Genomic DNA, 22967 nt, shown 5'->3' on the forward strand with positions numbered 1-22967 from the left:
AAACTACTTTAAGATAAACCAATAACCCCCGTATATACGGGGGTTATTTTTACTATTTATACCATTTTGGATTTTAGATTAGGTTATATCATGTCCGATTAAATAATTGTCATTGCGAACGAAGTGGAACGAAGCAATCCCAAAACCCCTGCGATTGCTTCGTTCTACTTCGTTGCACTCGCAATGACATATTGTAAGTAATTTGCCGGACATGATATTAGAGGTCAGGAGTCAAGAGGCAGGGGAGTAGAGGGTCAGGGGAGCAGGGAAGAATTATTACAAGTCTTTCCCCCTTCTCCCTATCACCCTATCCCCCTCATCTCCCCTGCTCTCTCATCCCCAATCTCTAAGAATTACGCATCTGATTTACTAAGTGAGCGAGTTCTGGCAAAATCAGTCTTTCCATTCCCAGCCGCACCGCATTGCTAGAACCAGGAAGGGAGAAGATTAATTTACTTTGATAAATACCAGCCACGGCGCGAGAAGCGATCGCCCGCGAACCAATTTCTTGATAACTTAAAAATCGAAACAACTCTCCAAATCCTGGCAAAGTTTTTTCCAGCAGTTTCTCAATGGCATCGTAAGTGGTATCTCTCGGTGCAATACCCGTGCCACCATTGAAAATCACAACGTCTAAATTCAAATTTTGACCCAGCGATTCTATCTGTTCTTGAATCTGTGCTGGCTCATCTTTGATAATCGTGTAGCTTTCTACAGCATGGTTAGCACTGAGAAGTAACTGCTGGATGAGTTGACCACTCTTATCTGTTTCGGGCGATCGTGTGTCGCTGACAGTAACAACAGCACAAGTTACTGTCATTCCAGGTGAGTCTGGGTGAGGTTGTTGCGTCATACTTTTTGTTATCTGTCAGTGGTCAATTTTATACCACTGACAACCAAATACTGACTATTCACCAGGTTTGCTGAATTCTAGGCCATTTTCTTTGGCATAGCGTTCCATGAAGCGCATAAAGCGATCCCATTCATCTTTAGATTTCATGAGGTGAAGTGCTTCTAATGCTTCTGGTACACCGTTAATAAATTTACCCTTAACTTCGCGGGTAACTATTTCCCCTTCTTCGTCAATCAGGTACATCCCGGTGATGTCTTCGGTGGTATTTTGATCTAAAATTTTAGGTTTTGTAAAAATAAATGTTGCTGTGCCTTGTTCGCCACTGCGCGATCGCGTCAAGCGCACCTCTGGAAGTACTTCCTCGTCAAGACCTCTAGAAAACTGGATTTTCGCCATGAGAATGAATTTAAAGTTTTGTAATGGTTAGTTTAATATTCTCTCATTATTTAGAACCCAGTAGTCCAGTAGCTACTCATATTCTCTATGTTCGCTGTGGATGCTTAATTTGCTTCCCGCTCTAGTAACAAAGTCACAGGGCCATCATTGTCAATTGCAACTTGCATCATCGCGCCAAATTGACCTGTTTCCACGTGCAAACCGCTGGTTCTCAGCTTGGCAACAAAGCTGTTATACAAATCTTCTGCTAGTTGGGGAGCAGCCGAACGGTCAAAGGAAGGACGGCGACCTTTGCGACAGTCGCCGTAAAGCGTGAACTGACTAATTACCAACAACTCACCACCAATTTCTTGGACGGATTTTTGCCACCGGTCGTCTCCTTGTTCATCGGGAAATAGCCGCAATTCTAAACACTTACGCGCCATCCAGTCGAGTTCAACTTCGGTATCAGTATCGGCAATACCTACGAGTAAGTTGAGTCCCCGTCCAATTTTGCCGATGATTTCACCCCCAACGGTGACTTGTGATGATTTAACTCGCTGGATGACAACACGCATAAGAGTTGCAGATGGAAAAAATGCGGCTCATTGGCAAGTGACTTTGCGACTTGGCTATTAGGGAAACTAATTACTCTCACTGAGTTAAGTCCAAAAGAACTTTCTCTTGAACAAATTCGCGCCAATGCCCTAATTTTATTGCAATCGGCTGAATTTATGCTGCACTTGGAATTCTAAACCCAGCCTGATGCGAAAGAGAGGGAATTTTTGTTGAAGCAATAGCGAAAGCAGCCGGATTAACAATGGAACAAGTGCAACAGTTAGAGATTGCAAACACTGAAAATCCAGGGGGGTGAAGAGTTAAAACTTATCATTCTAACTCTTGTACAGACGCGATTAATCGCGTCTGTACTCCTAATTCCTAATTCCTTACTTAATTACTTTCCAAAACCCCTACCGCGATTTGTGGAAGGTAAACAAATGCAGTTTTCCAACTGAGTGAGTAAAGTCTCACGCTCCAGATTTTGACCAATTAGCACTAGCTGGTTTTTTGGTTGACCTTTCCACTCATCATCATCCAAGGTAAAGCGCTTGCCACACAAGTGGAAAATATGACGCTTCGGACTTTCATCAAACCACATAATTCCCTTTGCTCGGAAGATATTTGTAGGTAGCTGGTTATCTAAGAAATATTGAAACTTCCTAATAGACAAAGGCTTGTCACTCTGGAAAGATATTGAGGTAAAACCATCATTTTCTAAATGATCGGAATGATGGTGATGATGATCGTGGTCATGATGATGATGCTCATGGTCATGATGGTCATGACCGCATGTTGAGTGGTCATGACCATCATGGTCGTGGTGGTCGTGTTCGTGGTCATGCTCATCAGCAGTATCAAAATACTTGTCAGACTCGAACAGACCCACGCTGAGAATCAAGGGAAGTGGCACTTGCGATCGCGTAGTGCGAATAATTCTCGCTCCTTCTTTCACTTCGCCAATTTTTCTTTCCAACTCCTTCAAAGCGGATTCTTCAACCAAATCCGTTTTGTTCAGCAGAATAATATCTCCATAGGAGATTTGACTATAAGCTGCTTGAGAGTTGAATAAATCTAAGCTGTAATTTGCCGCGTCTACTACGGTGATAATCGAATCTAAACGAGTTAAATCCCGTAATTCTGTACCAAGAAATGTCAAGGCAACAGGTAGGGGGTCAGCCAGTCCGGTTGTTTCTACGACCAAATAATCTAGATTTTCTTGGCGTTCTAAAACTTTATAAACGGCATCTACCAAATCATTATTAATAGTGCAGCAAATACAACCGTTATTCAGCTCCACCATGTTCTCAGTGGTGGAAACAATTAACTCGTTGTCGATGCCAATTTCGCCAAATTCATTTACTAAAACAGCAGTTTTCAAACCCTGCTGATTGTTCAGAATATGATTAAGTAAAGTAGTCTTGCCACTACCAAGAAATCCAGTAATAATTGTGACTGGCATTCCTTGTTTAGGCGCATCCATTGCTTGAGATTCGGGGGTAACGGCTGATTGCATAGCGCTGTGATCAAAAAATCAAAAAATTAGGAGAGAATTCTGGAGACGCTTGTGCGACTTTCCGCAAGGTACAAGAAATTCACAAAGGTAGCGCAGTTAGTCCAGAAAACACTAGCATAGGGATGCTGGACTGTCATCCCAGCTGCTTTACCCTATTATTGCGTATCTCTCTATTTCAGCATTACTCTGTTATGACCCTAACCCTCTACAACACCCTCACTCGTCGTCAGGAACCGTTTACAACAGTCGAACCAGGCAAGGTTAAGATGTATTACTGCGGCGTGACGGTGTACGACTATTGCCATTTGGGTCATGCTAGAGCTTGTATTGTTTGGGATGTAGTACGTCGATACCTCCAGTTTATCGGCTATGAAGTGCGCTACATCCAGAATTTTACCGATATTGACGACAAGATTCTCAATCGAGCGCGGCAAGAACATTCATCGATGGAAGCTGTAGCCGATCGCTTTATCAAAGCATATTTTGAGGATATGGCACGGCTAGGAATCAAAGAAGCTGATGAGTATCCCCGTGCTACCCACACGATGGACGGCATTCAGCGGCTAATTCATGAGTTGGAAAGTAAAGGCTTTGCTTACCCCTCTCAAGGCGATGTTTATTATGCAGTGCGGCAGTTTTCTGAGTATGGGAAGCTTTCCGGACGCAAGCTAGAAGATTTGCAAGTCGGTGGAAGCGATCGCGTCAACGTAGACGATCCAGAATATCAGAAGAAGAAAGACCCCTTCGATTTTGCTTTGTGGAAAGCAGCAAAACCGGGAGAACCCGCTTGGGAATCACCTTGGGGTCAAGGTCGTCCGGGATGGCATATCGAATGTTCGGCCATGGTACGCGATCGCCTCGGCGAAACCATAGATATCCACACTGGCGGTGAAGACTTAGTTTTCCCCCACCATGAAAATGAAATTGCCCAATCTGAGGCAGTTACAGGAAAACCCCTATCTCGTTACTGGCTGCACAACGGTATGGTGAAAGTGGATGGCGAGAAAATGTCCAAATCTTTGGGCAACTTTACCACCATTCGGGACTTGCTAGATCGAGACGTTGACCCAATGGCAGTAAGATTGTTCGTGCTAATGGCTCAATATCGTAAGCCCATTGATTTTACCGATGAAGCGATCGCCTCAGCTACCAACGGTTGGCACACCCTCAAAGAAGGGTTACTCTTCGGCTACCAGTACGGGGAAAAACTTGGTTGGGGGTTGGGGACTGAGAATAACCCAATACCCAGTACCCAATACCCAGTACCCAATCCCTTTGTTGAACGCTTTCAAGAAGTTGTGAACGATGACTTTAATTTTCCTGGTGGGTTAACAGTACTTTTTAAATTAGCCAAAGAACTAAGCCGCGAAGGGAATATTTTCGTGCATCAAGGGAAAACCGAAACACCACCTGATGAGTTACAGCGTCAATGGCAAACTCTCGTTACTTTAGCTGGAGTTTTGGGTTTAGAAACTCAGTTAGAAATAGAAAGTACAACTAGTGAAGGCCCAAGCGATGCGGAAATTGAGGTTAAAATTCAGCAAAGGCAACAAGCCCGTCAAGCTAGAAATTTTGCTGAAAGCGATCGCATTCGTAATGAACTACTAGCACAGGGAATCACCTTAATTGATAGTCGTGATGGCACTCGATGGCATCGCAATTGAAGGTTGGGTGAAGGATGAAGTATAAATTTCGTCTTTCATCATTTATACTTCACACTTTATTCAGATATGTCACAAAAGCATCGGAGTCTTACTATATCTGACTTATTGCTAATTGTAACCACTGGCTTTGTGGTTGTATTGATGTGGCAATTACGGAGTTTATTAGTGACTTTAATGGTTGCGGTAGTTCTGGCAGCTGCGATCGCGCCGATAGTTAACGCCGCCGAACGATTGCGTCTGCCTCGTTGGCTAGGCGTAATTGTGGTGTATATTAGCCTGATAGCTGGGTTGATTGGCGCAGGTTTAATTATTGGTCCATCTGTTTCTGAGCAAACTCAACGCTTAGTCAGTAGACTTCCAACTTATTTAGATAATTTGCGGACAGCGGCTGAAAATTTAGCTGTGCGAATGGGAATTACTCAAATAGAGTCAATAGACCAATTCTTTGATATTCAAGCCCTTACTAATTGGTTGTTTCGTTCTAGTCAACAGCTACTTATTCGGTCGTTCGGTTTTACTCGTGGCATCCTTGGCGGTGTGGTAAATCTGATTTTAGCTTTGGTTATTTCTGGCTACATGGTTGCGGGTAGCGAAAATTTAGTTCGAGGTCTGGTACAGCTGTTTCCCCAACCTTGGGAAGAACGTCTCGCCGCCCAAGTTGTACCAATTTCTCGCCGTATGGGGGGTTACATTCAAGGTCGAGTTGTAGTTTCAGCTATTTTGGGTATTGTCATTACCCTAGGTTTGAGTATTTTAGGACTCTCAGAGTTTGCCTTAGCATTGGGTGTAATTGCTGGATTTACAAATTTAATTCCGTTTGTCGGGCCAATATTGGGAGCAATTCCAGCTTTAATTGTTGCTATTCCTCAAGGAGGATTAACTTTTCTTTGGGTACTGCTGTTATTTGTGATTATCCAGAATTTGGAAAGTTATGTTCTCGATCCCTTGCTGGTAGGTTCTTCAGTGCGAGTTCATCCCTTGTATCAACTTTTAGCAGTGCTAGGAGGCACACAAGTTTTAGGGATTATTGGCGCTGTGATTGTTCCGCCTTGGGTAGCAGGTGTAGCTGTGCTTTTAGAAAATCTTTATTTACGTCCAAAATTGTTGGCTGAACAAACCACTATTTACGATATGCCAATAAATTCAGATAATCAACCATTATCAGATTCTAGTAAACTGTCAGCGGGTGGAGCTAAATTACCAGAAAATTAAGTTAACTTATTTACCTAAAACAAATATACTCAGCTAGAACATAACAGTTCGCAATTTTGAATAAAAAATTTTTTTAACTCTTGTACAGACGCGATTAATCGCGTTTCTCCTCACTCAGCACTCAGCACTCAGCACTAAAATATGTGGTCTGAACTCACAAAAGCGATCGCTACTTTTGATATTCCCGCTGATTGGATCGGGATTAGAGCCGTCAAGGAAAATTCTACTACTCGTTTTGTTCGTGATGGCTTACCGCAAGTCAACGGCAAAACCTCCACTGTCGGAGCCATGCTAGAAGTTTTGGTCAATGGTTGTCTGGGTTATGCCGCTACCAATTCTCTAGAACTACCTTCTCTTTTAGCTGCTGCTCAAACAGCATATAAACAGGCACTAGCAGCCAGTGAGTGGTGGATATATCCCTTTCGTGAAAGTCAACGCCCCAAAATGGTGGGTGAATATAACTCTCCGTTTTTGGAACCATTGGATGCTCTAAGTCCTGGGGAAATCAACGATTTACTGGTTCGCATATGCCAGAACTTAAAAGTCAACGACAAGATTGTGCAAACCAACGCCAGCGCCAGCACCAATGAACGGGAGACTTGGTTTGTTAGCAGTAATGGTTCAGAGGTGTATCAAAAGATTCTATCTTTGGGAACTCATTACGGAGCTACTGCCCAAGACGAGGGAATTGTGCAACAACGCAGTAACAACGGTTGGCAAGCACATTGTTATCAAGGCGGACTAGAACTTTTACAAACAAAAGACTTATGGCATCGGGCGCAACAAATTGGCGAACAAGCGATCGAACTATTGACAGCAGAAGAATGCCCAACTACGCGCACCAATTTAGTTTTAGCCTCAGACCAAATGATGCTGCAAATCCATGAAAGTGTAGGTCATCCTCTAGAAATTGACCGAATTTTAGGAGATGAGCGCAACTACGCCGGAGGCAGCTTTGTTAACAAAAGTGATTTCGGCAAACTAGTATATGGTTCGCCACTGATGAATATTACCTTCGATCCCACCGTACCTGGAGAATTTGCCAGCTACAGCTTTGATGATACAGGTGCTGTAGCCACACGGGAGTATTTAATTAAAGAAGGTGTACTTCAGCGGGGTTTGGGCAGTCTGGAGAGTCAAGCCAGAGCAGGTGTACCAGGAGTAGCCTGTGCCCGTGCTTGCTCGTGGAATCGTCCTGCGATCGATCGCATGGCAAACTTGAACTTAGAGCCAGGAAATGTCAGCTTTGAAGAAGCGATCGCCAATATAGAACACGGTGTTTACATGGAGTCTAATCGGTCTTGGTCAATTGACGATCGCCGTTATAAATTTCAGTTTGGTTGCGAGTATGCCAAATTGATTGAAAACGGTAAACTCACCAAAACTCTCCGTAATCCGAACTATCGAGCCACAACCCCAGAATTTTGGCACAGCTTAATCCAAGTAGCAGATGCCTCCAACTGGCAAATGTACGGCACTGCTTATTGTGGTAAAGGCGAACCAAATCAGGCCATTTCAGTAGGACATGGTTCGCCTGCCTGCGTATTTGCTAACGTTGAAGTTTTTGGTGGAGGAGGGTGAAGAGGACAGGGGGACGCGGGGACAGGGGGACGCGGAGAATTACTTAAAAACCCTCTCCGCGTCTTTGTGTCTCTCCTTCTCCATTTCAGCGAAGCTATCCCCGCTCTCTATTTTGATTCTGCGTTAAGTATGAAAATTGACGATTTATCGGCTTTAGAAATCAGCTTTAATCAACTGATTGAAACCTTACTGCTCAAAAAAACAGTGACTGAACAATTCACTGTGAAGCTAAGCAGTGAACGCAGTCAATTTACTCGTTTTAATCATGCCAAAGTGCGGCAAACTGGTTGTGTTGCTGATGGTTGGGTCGAACTGACTTTGATGGAAGATCGGCGCAGTAGTTTTCGATTGTTTCCCTTTACTGGAAATTGGGATTTAGACTGGCAGGAAGCATACAAGGCTTTACAGCAACTGCGTGACGAACTGACTTTGTTACCCGTCGATCCATATCTAGTTTTGCCATCAGAAACTAATACCAGTAGAGAAATACATTTTGGAAAATTGCTAGCAGCAGAAGCGGTTGTATCAACAGTGCTAGAACTAGTTGCAGAATTTGATTTTACTGGTTTGTATGCTGGGGGAGTAGTTATTAAAGCCTATGGTGATTCTAATGGACAGAAACACTGGTTTGCTACGGATTCTTTTACCTTAGACTATTCTCTATTTACTAATTCTGGACAAGCTGTTAAAGGTACTTTTGCTGGTAGTGATTGGGAAGAACATGCTTATGTAGCCAAAATTAATGCAGCAAAAAAACAATTAGAATTACTTTCTAATTCCACTAAGGAATTGCCACGAGGACATTACAGAACTTATTTTGCACCCGCAGCTGTTGCCGATTTATTAATGATGCTTTCTTGGGGGGCTGTGAGTGAAGCAGATATCCAACAAGGAAACAGTGCTTTGGCTTGTCTAGCGCGCCAAGAAAAACAGCTTTCCTCAATATTTAGTTTGAAAGAAAACTTTAAAAGAGGATTAGTGCCGCGATTTAATGAATTAGGAGAAATGGCAGCACTAGAGTTACCAGTAATAGAACAAGGAATTTTAATAAATACTTTAGTGAATTCCCGGACTGCTAAGGAATATCAAAAAATTGCTAATGGTGCTAATAGTTCAGAAAGCTTACGTGCGCCAGAAGTGAGTCCAGGTAATTTAGTATCTGAGCAAATTCTTACAAAGTTGGATACAGGATTATATGTATCGAATTTGCATTACTTGAATTGGAGCGATCGCCCCAATGGTAGAATTACAGGTATGACCCGCTATGCTTGTTTTTGGGTGGAAAACGGAGAAATAATTGCTCCCATTGAAAACTTGCGTTTTGATGAAAGTCTCTACCGATTTTGGGGAGAAAACCTAGTTGCTCTCACCAATTTTCAAGAATTTATTCCTGAAGTCGGAACTTATGAGGGTCGCCAACTAGGAGGTAGTTTGGTTCCTGGTATGTTGGTGAATGATTTCACTTATACCTTATAGTTGATGCTAAATTACATTAAAGTTTATTAATAAATAGAACTTTTACATAGTCTAATAAAGCGATCGCAACTTTAATTAGTTGGTTTCTTTGCTGCTTTTTCAATTTCCTTGCAAATGTTAACCAATACTTCATCTTGCTCTGCCGAACTCAAGCTCTTCAGTGGCTTAGAAGTGTTATGCGCTGCCTGATAAGTGGTAATTTCTGTTGGCACATCACAAGCACTCAAATACATCCAAATGAGCGTAAGTTGTCCCCGTTTAGCAGCTTCGAGTAGCGGTGGTAGTTCATGCTCGGCGATAAAGTCAGATGCTAAGAAATCCGCACTCACCATTAGAACAGCGACTTTTGCTGCTGCTAAGGCATCGTTGATTTCATCTCTCCATAAAGAGCCTGCTGTAATTCGTGTGTCATCCCAAACTGAGATTACCTGTTTTCGCAACAGTGGTTTGAGCATAATTTGGAGTCTATCCAACCATGCTTTATCTTTACGACTGTAACTAATAAAGACTCGATCGCGCTCTATTGTGGAGTTAGGCTGTTGTGTTTGAACCGAAACAGTATCAGTGTCTTGAGTTGATTCAACTGTCCTGGGATTTTTCAATGCCTTAAAGTTCTCCTGACCTTCCCTCACAAGTCGGCTGAATAGGGTGAAATCTTCGTCAGACAGGCGATAAATCTCTGCAAATTCGCACAAGTGAGCCAGGAGATTGACCATTGGGTGATAGTCTAACCGTCTACTATCAACACGGTATCGTCTAAATTCTGCAACTAAAGCCTGAGCCAAGACATTGGGTTGTGAATCAAGCCTTAAGTTGCCAATTAACGCTGAATCAATACCAGCATTACTTAGAAGACTGTAGCGATCGCTTGCAGTATTGTTTTGTATTAGCACTTGTATCATTGCCCTAGTTAACGGTGCAGCGTCCTTTTGCTCCAAAAATACTTCTGTCTCCATTTCATTCTTCTAAATGCTGTCTAGCTCTGATTTTATATGAAGTCCAGGCGATCGCTGATTATTAAAATCTCTCCGCGTCAACCCCATTGAGCAGTCTTCAATGCCATTAAAAGACTTAGTAAATGTAACTTTAATCACAATAAAGTCAGTATTTTTAAGTTGCTTATACCAGTAGTTGAGATGTTAGTTCCACATCCATCAAGGGATTAATAGGTCAAGGGAAATTGATATCCCTTGACTTTTTAGCCGCTTGGTACACTGTGAGATTAAATACATGAATCCACGTTTCTTGGCTCATTTGAGCAAAGTCGTTTTTACTGCAACTTCTGTAGCAATTTTCTCTCCAATAGTTTCTGCATACGCAGTTTCAGGGTTCTCTACCACCGGCACACAAACACTTGGTAATTCCACAGGTCAACAGCTCATAGCTGACAATGCTAGCAGTGAAGCAGACAGTTTACCTGAACCTATCAAAGTAGCCGTTTTACAGGACATCTCCGAGCGCACAGGCTCAGAAATGTCAGATTTGCGCGTCGTTAAGGCTAGACAACAAACTTGGGCAGATGGCTGTTTGGGTTTAAAAACAGACGAAATTTGCTCTCAAGCTATAGTCCCTGGTTGGCAAGTCATAGTCGCCAACCAACAGCAAATTTGGGTTTATCGTACTGATAAGTCTGGAACAGTCGCCAAATTAGATGAAGGTTCTACCCAGGCTATTACCGCTACGATGATGAGCCGAGAAACTGCCACTCGTCAAACAACTAGTCGCACCACTATGCAGCAACAAGCTGTCATCGCCCAACGCAGCACCCAAGTAAGCGCTGCTAGTACTGCGGTAAAGGCCAAAACTACAGGTTTTAACCTCGCTATTTGGCAACCAGCCGATAATTTTTCTGACGTAATTGCCCGGGTTTCTTTGAAGGCAAAACGGAACAAGGGCTACTTAAAAGAAAGGTTTTTGGGCGATTACAAATACAAGATTAAGCACAAGGCGAAATTTGTTAAAGGACTAAAAGCGGGCGATCGCGTTGTTGTGCGATTGTATGATACTCAAAGCCGCTTTCTTGGCTACAGCGAATTTGAATTGTTGTCGGCATACACAACAGTTAACTTAATTTTGTCTGCCAATCCAACAGAATATCAAGTCATTCGTACTGTCTATGGTGTTGATGCCAACCAAGACGGCGCAATTGACGCAGGTACTACCACCTACGACTACTTCACCCAAGTTAGCGACCAACAAGTTACTTTCCTCAGCAGTTCCCAAACTGTCAATGTTAGTCAATTCCAAGCAGAGGGTTTGTCAGCAGTTGCGACAAATAGCCTTTATCCTACTTCCTTCAGGTCAGGTGAGTACGCTTTAATGCGTCAGACAACTAGCACCTTTAGTTACAACTTGGCAGAAGCTTTGAAGGCTGAACCCGGCCGCCTAGTACAACTCATTGAAGTTGGGGATGACGATAGTTCTATCTATGATGTCAGCCAGATGATGATGAGTTATCGAGAAGTAGGTGTCGCTAACGGTATCCAAGTTAAGTTTTCCGATGTCTCGATGAACCACTGGGCTAAAGATTTTATTGCCGAGTTGGCTGCTTTACAAGTTATCCAAGGTTTTCCTGATGGTTCCTTCCGTCCAGATGAACAGGTGACTCGCGCCCAATTTGCAGCGATGATTAGCCAAGCTTTTGAAAAGGTAAATGTCCGCAATGCCATTAGCTTTAAGGATGTCACCACTAGATATTGGGCTTACAGTGCTATTCGTAAAGCTTATGCCACAGGCTTTTTAGGAGTTTCTGGAAATAACTTCAACCCCACCCAAAGCCTGTCTCGCTTAGAAGTTTTACTAGCCATAGCGCGAGGACTCAACTACACTTTTAGCGGTTCCACAGAGTCAATTTTAGCAACTTACACCGATGCTGCAAGTATTCGTAGTGATGTCCGTGGTGCGATCGCAGCCCTAACACAAAGAGGTATTGTAGTTAATTATCCCAATATTCAGACTCTCAATGTTGATAAAGTGGCAACCAGAGCCGAAGTCAGTGCTTTAATATACAAAGCATTAGTTAGCACTGGTGAGGTGGCGGACATCTCTTCTGAGTATGCTGTAGAACAAACACAGCAGCAAGCTGTTAATAACGATGATGACGATGATGATAAAAAAATTCATCGTCATTGTAACCAAGGAATTGGCAATGGCTCAGAAGGCTGTGACCCTGGTAATTCTCATCCTCACGGTGGTAGCAACGACGAAGGTGGCCGAACTCCAGGTGGTAGAAGGTAATTCTAATTGTTGATTAAGTAGGTCGGCGTGAATATTTATGGTTGGGGTAAGGCAGGAGGCAGGAGGCAGAAGGGAAAAGGGTTTGAGCCTATTCCATTCTTCTTAACATAGTTTTGTTTTTCCACACCGTTCTACTTATTAACAGTTGACAGTTAACTGTCAACTGTTAACAACTTCAAACAGGACAACTAACCAGAGATCTGACCCTTTACCACTAAACTTGGGGATTTAGAGGAAACATTTGCTTGAATTTTCTCTCCCTGCTCACTCAGTGATTGGTTGTTTTTTTATTTGAAATTCTCTAATGCTCCGCTGTCACCCATATTCTCTTGCACATAAACATCTCTAATAGGAAAGGGAATTGAAATTCCTGCTTGTTGATAGCGTTTGTGCAATTTTTTAACAAATAGATGCTTACCAATACGCTGGTCAAAGTATTCACTGACCCGCATATAAAGTGTAAAATCAATACTAAAATCACCAAAAGTATGAAATCTGATATAAGGTTCATTTTCTATTAAATTTGGCGCTACTTCTTGCATAACCTCTTTGGCAACTTCTACAGTTACTCGCTCAACTTCTTCCAAATCACTATCGTAGCTAACACCCACATTCATTGTTAAGGTAATTTCTTTTACAGGTAGGTGATAATTAGTAAAAATTGCTGAAGATAGTTTAGAATTTGGTACAATAATTACGTTATTAGAAAGCTCTTTAATAGTAGTATTTCGCCAAGTAATATCTGTTATATATCCCTCATGCCCGCCATCCAATTTTACATAATCTCCAGTTCTAACCTGTTTAGAAATAATTAGGTAAAAACCAGAAAATAAATTTGCTAGTGTGTCTTGTAATGCCAAACCTACAGCTAGACCACCAATTCCTAAGGTTGTGACTATTGGTGTAATTTCGACACCTATCGTTTGCAACACAATTAAGGTTCCCAAAACTAAAACGGCTGTTTTGGCAAGGTTAGAAATTAGTGATGCTGTAACTATTTCTGTTCTGTGAGTATAAAGCTTAACAAAACCAGCGGTTAATCTTGCCAAGACTAACGTGACTGAATATAAAAAAATAATTGTAATAATTTTTCTCAATAAAATAATAATATCTGGCTTCAGAGGGGCACTAATAATTGCACCTAAAAAACCTGCAAGTACAAACCAAATCAATGGCATACGTTGCAGCGATGTAAATATTGTTTCGCTTCCTGGAATTTGTCTCTTAGCAGCAAATATTTTTAGCTTATTGAAGATAAATTTTTCACCAATTATTCCACTTAGCAAGCCAACTAAAATCAATGCCAGAGGTAAAATCCAGTCCATCATATTAATTTTGAATTTTAGAGTTTGAATTGAAAATTAAATCTATTCACAGGTGTGATGTCATTGTAAGGAAATTTTACCTTGTTAGTTGCCTGAGCTGTTGCTTGGGATTTTCAGGACTTAGCGTCACTTTTACCTTTAACCGTTGTGTCGCACACTGTAGAGTAAGAATATAGTTTTCATCAGATGGGTTGTATGAGTAATCGAGATTTGCTCAAAAAATTGTTTGAGAGGCATATAGATGGTAACCCTACGCAAATTACAAGTTATTTTTGAGAGCTGTCAGTTGTCAGAAGTTATTATTCTTCATCTTCCCTATCCCTCCGCCCCTCTGCCCCCCTTATCCCCTCATTGGCATCAAAACTATGGAGTTGCCAATTATTTACCACCCGGATTACGTTGCACCACTACCTGAAGGGCATCGCTTCCCAATGTCCAAGTTCCGAAAACTTTATGAATTACTTTTAGCTGACGGCGTAGCACAAATAGAACAAATTCATATCCCAGAACGCCCGCCCCAAGATTTGATCGAGTCAGTTCACACCCCAGACTACGTACAAGCTTACTGTGAGGGCACACTAGATCCCAAAGTACAACGCCGCATCGGTTTGCCTTCGAGTCCAGCACTGGTGAATCGTACCTGTGTAGCGGTTGGTGGTACAATACTCACTGCTCAGTTGGCACTAACTCAGGGTTTAGCTTGCAATACTGCTGGTGGCACGCATCATGCCTTTCCCAGTTATGGGTCTGGTTTTTGTATTTTCAATGATTTAGCGATCGCCTCTCGCGTTTTGCAAAAACTCGGACTTGTCCAAAAAATCCTGATTGTAGACTTAGATGTCCATCAGGGAGATGGGACTGCTTTTATCTTCCAAGGCGACGAGACTGTTTTCACTTTCTCGATGCACTGTGAAGTCAATTTTCCCGGCACTAAGCAAAAAAGCGATTTGGATGTTCCCCTACCAGTGGGAATGGAAGATGATGCTTATTTACAAACTTTAGCAAGTTTTTTATCAGATTTACTGTCGGATGTCAAGCCCGATCTAGTATTTTACGATGCTGGTGTCGATCCCCATGTAGGCGATCGCTTGGGAAAATTAGCCTTAACCGATGCTGGTATTTTCCGCCGAGAAATGCAGGTTTTAAGTACCTGTGTAGGTAGTGGTTATCCCGTTGCCTGTGTCATTGGTGGCGGTTATGCCGATGATATGAAATCCCTTGTTTGGAGACACTCACTACTGCATCGCGCTGCTAGTGAAGTGTACCGACACTTGCGACTATAGGAGGCAGAAGGCAGAAGTCAATAGCAATACTCTCCAGTATCCACTCTCTATTCCCCAATCCCCAGTCGCCAATTCCCAATGCCCAGTACCCAATCCCTAATCCTCTAGTCCCATAATTCTTCACTTGAAATCAACTCCAAGGTTAATGCAGGCATTCGTCTAATTCGATACAATTTATAGGCTAGGAGAGCCGAGGAGAATGAAGTGGTCTTATCAAAAGGCTTTGAAATTGAGATGTATACCGGCACGCCTCAAGGTGAAATCGTCGGTCTCTCTGACAAAATCGTCGGGTCTTTGGATGGATTTGTGCGCGAGCCAGATAGCCGCAACGTAGAATACACAACTAGCCCATCCAGTAATTATGAGAATCTTTTGTGCGCTTTGCTGCGTCCACGCCGGGAGTTGCGAAACTACCTCCAACGCTTGGGCAATTACACCCTAATTCCGGGGAGTACTCTGTCTTTGGATGGGGGCGATCGCTTTTTTCGTTCCGACCCCACTAATCCTTATCACGACTATATTGAAAATACCTACGGCACAAAAGTAGTTACCGCCAGCGTTCATATCAACATTGGCATCAGCGACCCGGAATTACTAATGCGGGCTTGTAGGGTCATCCGTGTGGAAGCGCCTTTATTTCTTGCCCTCAGCGCCTCATCTCCCTTCTTAAATAGCAAAACTACTGGCTATCACTCCACCCGTTGGGGTATCTTCCCACAAACACCTTCCCATGTGCCCTTATTTGCCAGCCATGCCCATCATATAGAGTGGGTGGAAAATCAGCTAGCTGCTGGCACAATGCAAAACGTGCGACATTTATGGGCATCGGTAAGACCAAATGGCGATCGCCGCCCTTATGACCTAAATCGTCTGGAACTGCGAATCTGCGATTTAGTTACAGATCCGATTGCTTTACTAGCAATTACTGCCCTGTTGGAAGCACGGTTGTTGCAGGTCATAGATAACCCTCACCTCGATCCTTTAACCCAAAGCAATTTTTCTCCTGAAGAACTCGTTGCCCTCACTGTTAGTAACGAAGCAGCGGCGGCTAGTGCTAGTCTTGATGCTCAACTAAAGCATTGGCAAGATGGCACAAACATCCTAGCCAGAGATTGGATTGCCCAAATGTATCAAGAAGTTTGGGCGATCGCTAAACAACAAGGCTTTAGTTGTTTCCTGTCTCCTCTCCAAAAACTCCTCCGCGAAGGTAATGAAGCCCAACAGTGGCTGCAACTGCACGCAGTTGGTTTTGACTGTCAGCGCGTCATCACCCAGGCTATTGTTGCTACGCAAGAACGGGAACTGGAACTAGAAAACAAATTGTGTTCGTCCCTCGTGGCTTAACACTACGGAGGCAAGAAATGGAGGGGCAGAGGATAATCTGTTACAAGTCTTTCCCTACTCCTCCACTACGCACTCCCTCTTAGTGGTTTAACACTGCATCCCCTGTCTTCATACAAATGTTAGAGTTTCCTGGAGACACAACAACTCTGGGCAACTCCACAAAATATATTTTCTTTTAAAAAAGGATATTGTCTGATTTTAGTTAAAAAGACCTTAGATCCTATTTTGGGATAATTTATAATTTTGTTTTAAAAATCTAATAGATAGAAATTGCGTGATATTTATTAACAAAACCTATATATAACCTCTATCTTATGGTAGATTTTTAAATTGTAAAATATCATTTTATACAAACTAGTAGATATACGGACAATGCCTCAGGTAGTTTTAGTTAATCCGCAAATTCCCCCTAATACAGGCAATATTGCACGTACGTGCGCTGCTACGGGTACAGAATTACATTTAGTGGGGCCTTTAGGATTTGAAATTAGCGATCGCTACCTTAAAAGAGCCGGTTTAGATTACTGGCCTTACGTCAAGCTGCACTATCACGAAACACTAGAAGCCTTTAAAAACATGCATCAAGTGCGTGGGGGCAGATGGTTGGGGTTCAGTGTCAAGGGCAGTTTTAATTACGTCGATTTCCAATTTCAAGCTGATGATTGGTTGCTTTTCGGTAGTGAAACCACTGGCTTATCACCAGTAATTTTGTCAGCTTGTGATGCTACTCTTCATATTCCTATGGCACAACCTCAGGTTCGCAGTTTGAATCTTTCCGTAAGTGTAGCAGTAGGTTTGTTTGAAGCCCGTCGTCAATTGGGTTATTTACTGTAATCTTTATTTGTAAATTTTATAAGTATGAATACCTGTAAAATCTAAAATATAAATTCAAAAACTTTATTGATTGAAGAAATTAGCTCCGTTGTTATCTAAAATACATTGTTGTTATTTATACTTTAAAATTACTGTTTTCTGTGATTATAGTGAAAAATACTCACTAATCAAAGTGCGTTGATATAAGAAATTTGTATAGGGAATATCTGGGTATAACAAATTTGAATGATAGATTTTGATGAATTTGAATTGTTTTGGCTGGAGGAACAAAAACACTAAGACTTAGTCTTATGAAGCATTTGAGCTTTTTGGACTGAATAAGTATTTTTCAGGAGGACAAAAGTAGCTATAAGTTTGTACGGTTGTCTTTTAGGGAATAATCAACGTAAAGTCTCGTGTTGGGAAGACTGATCGGGTAGAAAAACCTTGAAGATATCTACAGCAGGGGGCATCGCTTTTCCAGAAGTCGTAACAACTCAATTGCTGACAGCGACAAAAAGCTGGTAAATAATATTTTCCAGTCACAGCTAATGAAGCAAGAGCAGACAACTGCAAAAAGTAACATGTTCTAGGGTGTTGAGGAGTGAAGCGGACAAGTAAGCACAGCAATTTTTAAGTTTTGCTAACAGGTGTGAACTTGTCTAAATCAGAGAAGCAGGTTAATCTTGCGTAAGTATCTCTGGTGAATGTGATATTGATCCATAGTTCGATGTGATCTAAATCATTGACTAGTATCAGACTGAAAAATCGAGATCAGTTAAGCGCTAGTGATCATAGGAGGTCGTCTTTGAAACGAGCATTGAAAAAAAGAGTGAAGGCTGTGCTGAAAAATACCCCCAGCAACGATGATGCCCCATTAGAGCAGCTAAATGTAGTTAATCCAACGGTTATTAACCGTCGGGTGCGGACTAAAGCCGCCATGATTGGCTTGGCAATCTCAATGGGAGCAACCAGCCTTTTGGTGGCTCGGCAAAGCGATCAAGCCCAAGCAGCAGCACCTGTAGGCAGCCAAAAGGCAGCCTCAAGTATTCCGGCTGCTCCTGACACTGAAATGAAATTTGCTCACATAAAGCTGAAGAACAAAATAATCTCATCAGCGAGTGTGCCAGAAAACGCTGTCATCGTGGAACCGACAGCAATTTCACAGTTGCCTGGGCTTGAAGCTAAATTGCAAGTTGCAGCAAGCGGAATATCAGTACAAGTTCCTGCATCAGAAACTTTTTCCAAAACAGCTTATAAAACTTCCGTCTTCCAGCAACCTCAATTGTTACAGGGAGTGCAAGCAGCTAACCAGTCGGGAGAGACAATAGAAAAATTGTCTAGTACTAGTGGTGTTGCTAACGGACAAACCGCATTCCTGAAAGCCCAACCACAAACAGAGGCACAACAAAGCACAGTCGCCAGTAGTGAAGTTAATGCTCAACTCAAGGCGCAACAAGAGTTTGCACTGAATAACTTACAAGAAAAATCGAACCGTTTAAGAAAAAGCCTGGCGGAGTTGCGGTCTGGGGAGTCCAAAAATTTATCAAAATCTGCCATCAAGGTAGCACAAGCAACGACAACAGAAACAACACAAGAGAACCTACCACCATTAAGTGCGAGTAGCACGGTAATAGAACAGTCACCTACTCTCACTGAAGCTAACGAAGCAAATGTCTTATTGGGGTTGAAACAGCCACAAGTACCAAGTGAACTGATGCAGCAAGCAGCAACAACACCTGCACCAGCCACACCAAAAGTTGTCGCTTCATCAAACACTACAGCCTACGAAGTTAAACCTGGAGATACACTGGCAGCGATCGCCGGCAGATACAATACTTCAGTTTCAGAACTAGTCAAGGCAAATAATCTCAGCGATCCCAATCAACTGAAAATCAGTCAAACACTGATTATTCCTGTTGCTCAGGTTGAGCGTAGAAATGTCCCACAGACATCAGTGTTAGTTAAGCCATCTTACGTGCAGTCCAACAGTAATTCCAAGGTAGCCACTTACCCTGCGAACACTGTTAGTGTCTATCCAAATTTATCAGCTGCTTCACAGTTACCAGTCTTGGCCGACAACAGCAGTATTAATGTCCCAACACCAGAAACTGCGAATAACCAAATACAGCCAAATACTGCCATTGCACCCAAAAAAGACACTGCCAATGCCAACACTAACGGTTTAGGTGGTGATACTCCAGTACCAACAGCTTTTGCTGAGATGCAGCTGCCTAAAAAACCAGGTCAAAAGGTAGCAGTAGCAAAAAATGAACGTCTCCGCACCTTACAAGCGGAAATTCAGAGATTACAGGAGAAATACCGCGCCCAACAGTCTGGGAATGTAGTTGCGCCAGCAGCTAATGAGCCTGAAAGCAATAGTGCTGCCGTGCCCATTCCCGTTGCTAGTCCAAATAATTTTGCCGTGTCCACACCTGTTTCGGGACGTAAGGATTTCGCGGTGCCAATTCCCGTTCCTAGCCCAATAGCACCTAGCTATAGCAATCAACCAGTCAAGCCCCAATTCCGTGCGACTCTCCCCGTTAACGAGCCAATAAACCCAGAGTTCTTGCCCAATCAAGCAGATGGTCAGTTGACTACTCGTAACGCATCTGGCAGTCGGATAGCAACGCCTCCTATTGGTGTTAATACCTCTGGCTCTATGGGGAGGATGCGGGGAACCACTGTTACTCCAAAAGTCTCACTCCCGCCTTTGGCAGCAGTAGATCAATACTTGCCAAAACCGATTGACGAGACTATTCCACCTCCTTCAACCTCTTCTGTAGCCTATGTTTGGCCTGCAAAAGGTGTAATGACCTCTGGCTATGGGTGGCGCTGGGGAAGAATGCACAAGGGAATTGACGTTGCTAACGCTACTGGCACACCAATTTACGCATCAGCTGATGGTGTAGTAGAGAAGGCTGGTTGGAACAAAGGTGGCTATGGCAACCTCGTCGATATCCGCCATCCTGATGGCAGCATGACTCGCTATGGTCATAACAGCAAGATTATGGTAAAAGCAGGTCAGCAAGTACGCCAAGGAGAAATAATTGCTGCTATGGGTAGTACAGGTTTCAGTACTGGTCCACACAGCCACTTTGAAATCCATCCATCAGGCAAAGGAGCTGTTAACCCAATAGCTATGCTACCGCGCCTATAATTCCTGGTTGACTTTAACTAAAATAATTATCTTATTCGTAAGAGGGAGTTTAGCTCCCTCTTTTGTTTTTAGTCAACATAGTAAGCAAAGGATGAGGAAGAGTTTAGATTACCTTTTAACTAAAATACAGTTCAGTTCAGGAAAGTTATCTGTTGAGGCAAGTAGGGGGAGAGAAAAAATAAATGCTTAACTGAACCTTATTAGCATTTAACTGTCCACTTACTTAACTGCATTTTAATAATTTCTCCAGAGCAAAGATGGAAATAAGATTGTTTCTTAATACTACGAAAATATCTGTCTCTTATTGAATACACAATAAGTTTTTACAAAAAAATATCTTACTTAGAGTGTTGTCTTGCAGGTTTTGCAGCATGTTAATTGCTGTATAACAGTTAATGGACAATGTGGTAAAAATGACCACTTTTTCTACTCATTTGATTACTATCTCAAACTATGGTTATACATAAATTTTGTAAATAAAATGATACTGGTAAGTAACTGCACTATTTTTATTTATATAAATAAAGCTTAATAAGCTAAAGCGCATTTAATTGACATAAATACTGTTACTAATCGTTAAATGTTTACTATTAACAGTGTGTAGTTTTCTTAACGATAAACCTTAGCATTTTACTTAACTCAGCTTTAGTTAATTATTAGTTAATTAACAAAAATGCAAGTTATAGTAGATCGAAGTAAAAATAAACTCAAGAGAGTATCTAGTAGAATTACAGATAAAAATCAAGTTTATGGATTAAAATAAATTGCTAAAATGATGGCTATGGAAGAAACTTTGAAAATTATATTCGTAGGTTCTAATGAAGTAGAAAGTCTGGCAATAAATCAGACATTCAAGATGACTGATGAAACAATGCAATTATCAGCAGGCAGGGAATGCCCAGAAGCGATGTCTAACGATAAACTACCATATGTATCAGTAGATATTACCCACGCTATCCAAGGAATTAATGAAACCTGCTCAGAAGAGGAAGACAGTTTTAGGGGAAGTTTATTCAATATCACTACTGGAGAGCAACAAGACAGCGATCGCGGAGGCAAGTGCCATCAGGAAATCATGATATTTGGTGGACAACAGCACACCAATTTGGCAGAAAAATCAATTTCTTGCCATATGTTTAAACAACTGGAAATACTCCAGCGGTTAACAAACTCGATCAACCAGCAATTAATCTATTTACCTCAATTATTAGACAAGATAGTACAAGAAGTTTGTAATGTTATTGATGATGCTCAGTTTTGTTTTATAGCATTACATAACCCCCAAACTCAACAGTTAGAGCTAAACGCTAAAGCTGGGATAGATGTAGATAAACTATTTTTACTTAAATTGAGTGGCGATATAGAAGGTAGAGATGCATGGAGTCGAAGAGAAGCCTCAATTTGCGATCGTGTACCCGCTCATACCAAGTCAAACTCATTATATCAAGTATTTGCTACAGGTATTCCCCAATTGTTTCAAGGAAGTAAGAATACTGAAGAGAGTATTGTTAAAGACTGTCCCGTCTTCTTGCATCCCTGTTTTTCGATGTTTTCTTATTTCAATCCTTCTTCAATGTATGCTGTAGCGATAGAGTCAGCACAAGCAGGAAGATTGGGAGTCCTAGTAATTGGTAACTGGGAAGATACTCATGCTTTTGATGTGACTTCACAAAAGCTTTTGGATGCAGTTGTTGATGTGGTAGCGATCGCCATCAATAATGCCAGAATGGATCGAGCTTTCAAAGAGCAAGAAGAACACTTAGCTAGACAAACAGCAATTTTATTAGAGCAAACTCGCGAACTTGAAAAAAACCGACACCAAATTCAGCTACAGAATTTGCAACTTTCAGAAGCGGCAAAGTTAAAGTCGCAATTTTTAGCTACTACTTCTCATGAACTTCGCACTCCCCTAAACGTGATTTTAGGGTTATCGCAAGTGATGTTGCGCCAACGTAATTCAACCTTGTCTGAGCAACAAATAGACATGCTGCAACGCATTCTCAGTAATGGCAATCAGTTGCTAGAAGTTCTTGAAGATATGCTCTACTTTACTACTGTCGAAGCTGGTTGCCTTTCGTTACAGGTAGAAGAATTTAATTTGGCTACTTTAGTATTGACAACTGTCGCTGAACACCACTCAGTAGCAGAAAAAAAATTATTAAATTTACAAGTAGACATCAACCTCGTTCATCCCTTTGTAGTGAACGACAGTAACCGTCTCAAACAAGTTTTGGTCAAGCTGTTATTAAACGCTATTAAGTTCACAGAAACTGGCGGGATAGCAGTGAAATTGTGGGAAATTTCTAGGGACAGAATTGCGATCGCAGTTGAAGATAGCGGTATTGGTATTGCTGAGTCTGACCTGGAGTATATTTTTGAGCAATTTCGCCAAGTCGATCAAACGACTACACGCAAATATAGTGGTACTGGTTTGGGGTTAGCAATTACCAAATCATTAGTAGAAATCATGCAAGGTACAATCAGCGTTACCAGCAAACTGCGAGAAGGTTCGACATTCTGTGTCGAATTGCCAAGAACAATCGAAGTCACGAATTAGGAGTTATTTCTCT

At 42.0% G+C, this 22967-nt stretch carries 16 protein-coding genes and 1 pseudogene; 11 read left to right on the plus strand and 6 right to left on the minus strand.

The annotated features are described in order from the left end of the window. Window positions 1-346 precede the first annotated feature (346 nt). From RMY31_RS22570 to dtd, 3 genes are all read right to left on the minus strand, one after another. Window positions 347-853, minus strand: a complete 507-nt coding sequence (locus tag RMY31_RS22570; RefSeq protein ID WP_322660849.1) for a MogA/MoaB family molybdenum cofactor biosynthesis protein — start codon at window positions 851-853, stop codon at window positions 347-349. A gap of 54 nt (window positions 854-907) precedes the next feature. Then, window positions 908-1249, minus strand: coding sequence for a photosystem II reaction center protein Psb28 (psb28, locus tag RMY31_RS22575; protein WP_322660847.1), 342 nt, complete (start codon window positions 1247-1249; stop codon window positions 908-910). 104 nt (window positions 1250-1353) lie between these two features. Then, window positions 1354-1806, minus strand: coding sequence for a D-aminoacyl-tRNA deacylase (gene dtd, locus RMY31_RS22580; protein WP_322660845.1), 453 nt, complete (start codon window positions 1804-1806; stop codon window positions 1354-1356). Between dtd and RMY31_RS22585 the strand changes: the two are divergent. Beyond that, a pseudogene (locus RMY31_RS22585) lies at window positions 1789-1980 on the plus strand (hypothetical protein); the annotation flags it as partial. The gene dtd and the pseudogene RMY31_RS22585 overlap by 18 nt on opposite strands. A 203-nt stretch (window positions 1981-2183) precedes the next feature. On the opposite strand, the gene RMY31_RS22590 reads toward RMY31_RS22585, so the two are convergent. Then, window positions 2184-3302, minus strand: a complete 1119-nt coding sequence (locus RMY31_RS22590) for a GTP-binding protein (protein ID WP_322660841.1) — start codon at window positions 3300-3302, stop codon at window positions 2184-2186. A 191-nt stretch (window positions 3303-3493) separates the two neighbouring features. On the opposite strand from RMY31_RS22590, the gene cysS reads away from it, so the two are divergent. From cysS to RMY31_RS22610, 4 genes are all read left to right on the plus strand, one after another. Next, a complete protein-coding gene (gene cysS / locus RMY31_RS22595) occupies window positions 3494-4966 on the plus strand; it encodes a cysteine--tRNA ligase (RefSeq protein WP_322660838.1) in 1473 nt (490 codons plus the stop codon). Window positions 4967-5032: 66 nt separating this feature from the next. Further along, window positions 5033-6178 (plus strand): AI-2E family transporter, encoded by a 1146-nt coding sequence (locus RMY31_RS22600; protein ID WP_322660835.1) that lies wholly within the window; start codon window positions 5033-5035, stop codon window positions 6176-6178. 141 nt (window positions 6179-6319) lie between these two features. After that, window positions 6320-7759, plus strand: a complete 1440-nt coding sequence (locus tag RMY31_RS22605) for a TldD/PmbA family protein (protein ID WP_322660833.1) — start codon at window positions 6320-6322, stop codon at window positions 7757-7759. Window positions 7760-7888: 129 nt separating this feature from the next. Next, the gene (locus tag RMY31_RS22610) at window positions 7889-9235 is read left to right on the plus strand and encodes a TldD/PmbA family protein (RefSeq protein WP_322660831.1); all 1347 of its coding nucleotides are present in this window, start codon (window positions 7889-7891) and stop codon (window positions 9233-9235) included. A 71-nt stretch (window positions 9236-9306) separates the two neighbouring features. On the opposite strand, the gene RMY31_RS22615 is transcribed toward RMY31_RS22610, so the two are convergent. Further along, window positions 9307-10191: a TIR domain-containing protein gene (locus RMY31_RS22615; RefSeq protein WP_322660829.1), complete on the minus strand. Its 885-nt coding sequence runs from the start codon at window positions 10189-10191 to the stop codon at window positions 9307-9309. A gap of 274 nt (window positions 10192-10465) precedes the next feature. Between RMY31_RS22615 and RMY31_RS22620 the strand changes: the two genes are divergently transcribed. Next, the gene (locus RMY31_RS22620) at window positions 10466-12472 is read left to right on the plus strand and encodes an S-layer homology domain-containing protein (RefSeq protein WP_322660827.1); all 2007 of its coding nucleotides are present in this window, start codon (window positions 10466-10468) and stop codon (window positions 12470-12472) included. 287 nt (window positions 12473-12759) lie between these two features. Here the strand turns inward: RMY31_RS22620 and RMY31_RS22625 are convergent, their stop codons facing one another. Further along, complete coding sequence (locus tag RMY31_RS22625; RefSeq protein ID WP_322660825.1) at window positions 12760-13800, minus strand: mechanosensitive ion channel family protein; 1041 nt, start codon at window positions 13798-13800, stop codon at window positions 12760-12762. 362 nt (window positions 13801-14162) lie between these two features. On the opposite strand from RMY31_RS22625, the gene RMY31_RS22630 reads away from it, so the two are divergent. The 5 genes from RMY31_RS22630 (at window position 14163) to RMY31_RS22650 (ending at window position 22954) form a co-directional block, all read left to right on the plus strand. Continuing rightward, entirely contained in the window at window positions 14163-15080 is a 918-nt protein-coding gene (locus RMY31_RS22630) for a histone deacetylase (protein WP_322660824.1), read from the plus strand. 204 nt (window positions 15081-15284) lie between these two features. Further along, window positions 15285-16424, plus strand: coding sequence for a glutamate--cysteine ligase (gene gshA / locus RMY31_RS22635; RefSeq protein ID WP_322660822.1), 1140 nt, complete (start codon window positions 15285-15287; stop codon window positions 16422-16424). Window positions 16425-16796: 372 nt separating this feature from the next. Continuing rightward, the gene (locus tag RMY31_RS22640) at window positions 16797-17258 is read left to right on the plus strand and encodes a tRNA (cytidine(34)-2'-O)-methyltransferase (protein ID WP_322660820.1); all 462 of its coding nucleotides are present in this window, start codon (window positions 16797-16799) and stop codon (window positions 17256-17258) included. 787 nt (window positions 17259-18045) lie between these two features. Next, window positions 18046-20397: a peptidoglycan DD-metalloendopeptidase family protein gene (locus RMY31_RS22645; protein ID WP_409878192.1), complete on the plus strand. Its 2352-nt coding sequence runs from the start codon at window positions 18046-18048 to the stop codon at window positions 20395-20397. Window positions 20398-21169: 772 nt separating this feature from the next. Further along, window positions 21170-22954 carry an ATP-binding protein gene (locus RMY31_RS22650; protein WP_322660816.1) on the plus strand — a complete coding sequence of 595 codons (1785 nt, stop codon included), beginning with the start codon at window positions 21170-21172 and terminating at the stop codon, window positions 22952-22954. The last annotated feature ends 13 nt before the right edge of the window (window positions 22955-22967 follow it).

The organism is Dendronalium sp. ChiSLP03b (genome assembly GCF_034531165.2).
Taxonomy (GTDB): domain Bacteria; phylum Cyanobacteriota; class Cyanobacteriia; order Cyanobacteriales; family Nostocaceae; genus Dendronalium; species Dendronalium minutum.

Coding starts and splice junctions, on each gene's coding strand:
- RMY31_RS22570 (WP_322660849.1), bottom strand. CDS start 853: ATGACGCAACAACCTCACCCAGACTCACCTGGAATGACAGTAACTTGT.
- psb28 (WP_322660847.1), bottom strand. CDS start 1,249: ATGGCGAAAATCCAGTTTTCTAGAGGTCTTGACGAGGAAGTACTTCCA.
- dtd (WP_322660845.1), bottom strand. CDS start 1,806: ATGCGTGTTGTCATCCAGCGAGTTAAATCATCACAAGTCACCGTTGGG.
- RMY31_RS22590 (WP_322660841.1), bottom strand. CDS start 3,302: ATGCAATCAGCCGTTACCCCCGAATCTCAAGCAATGGATGCGCCTAAA.
- cysS (WP_322660838.1), top strand. CDS start 3,494: ATGACCCTAACCCTCTACAACACCCTCACTCGTCGTCAGGAACCGTTT.
- RMY31_RS22600 (WP_322660835.1), top strand. CDS start 5,033: ATGTCACAAAAGCATCGGAGTCTTACTATATCTGACTTATTGCTAATT.
- RMY31_RS22605 (WP_322660833.1), top strand. CDS start 6,320: ATGTGGTCTGAACTCACAAAAGCGATCGCTACTTTTGATATTCCCGCT.
- RMY31_RS22610 (WP_322660831.1), top strand. CDS start 7,889: ATGAAAATTGACGATTTATCGGCTTTAGAAATCAGCTTTAATCAACTG.
- RMY31_RS22615 (WP_322660829.1), bottom strand. CDS start 10,191: ATGGAGACAGAAGTATTTTTGGAGCAAAAGGACGCTGCACCGTTAACT.
- RMY31_RS22620 (WP_322660827.1), top strand. CDS start 10,466: ATGAATCCACGTTTCTTGGCTCATTTGAGCAAAGTCGTTTTTACTGCA.
- RMY31_RS22625 (WP_322660825.1), bottom strand. CDS start 13,800: ATGATGGACTGGATTTTACCTCTGGCATTGATTTTAGTTGGCTTGCTA.
- RMY31_RS22630 (WP_322660824.1), top strand. CDS start 14,163: ATGGAGTTGCCAATTATTTACCACCCGGATTACGTTGCACCACTACCT.
- RMY31_RS22640 (WP_322660820.1), top strand. CDS start 16,797: ATGCCTCAGGTAGTTTTAGTTAATCCGCAAATTCCCCCTAATACAGGC.
- RMY31_RS22650 (WP_322660816.1), top strand. CDS start 21,170: ATGATGGCTATGGAAGAAACTTTGAAAATTATATTCGTAGGTTCTAAT.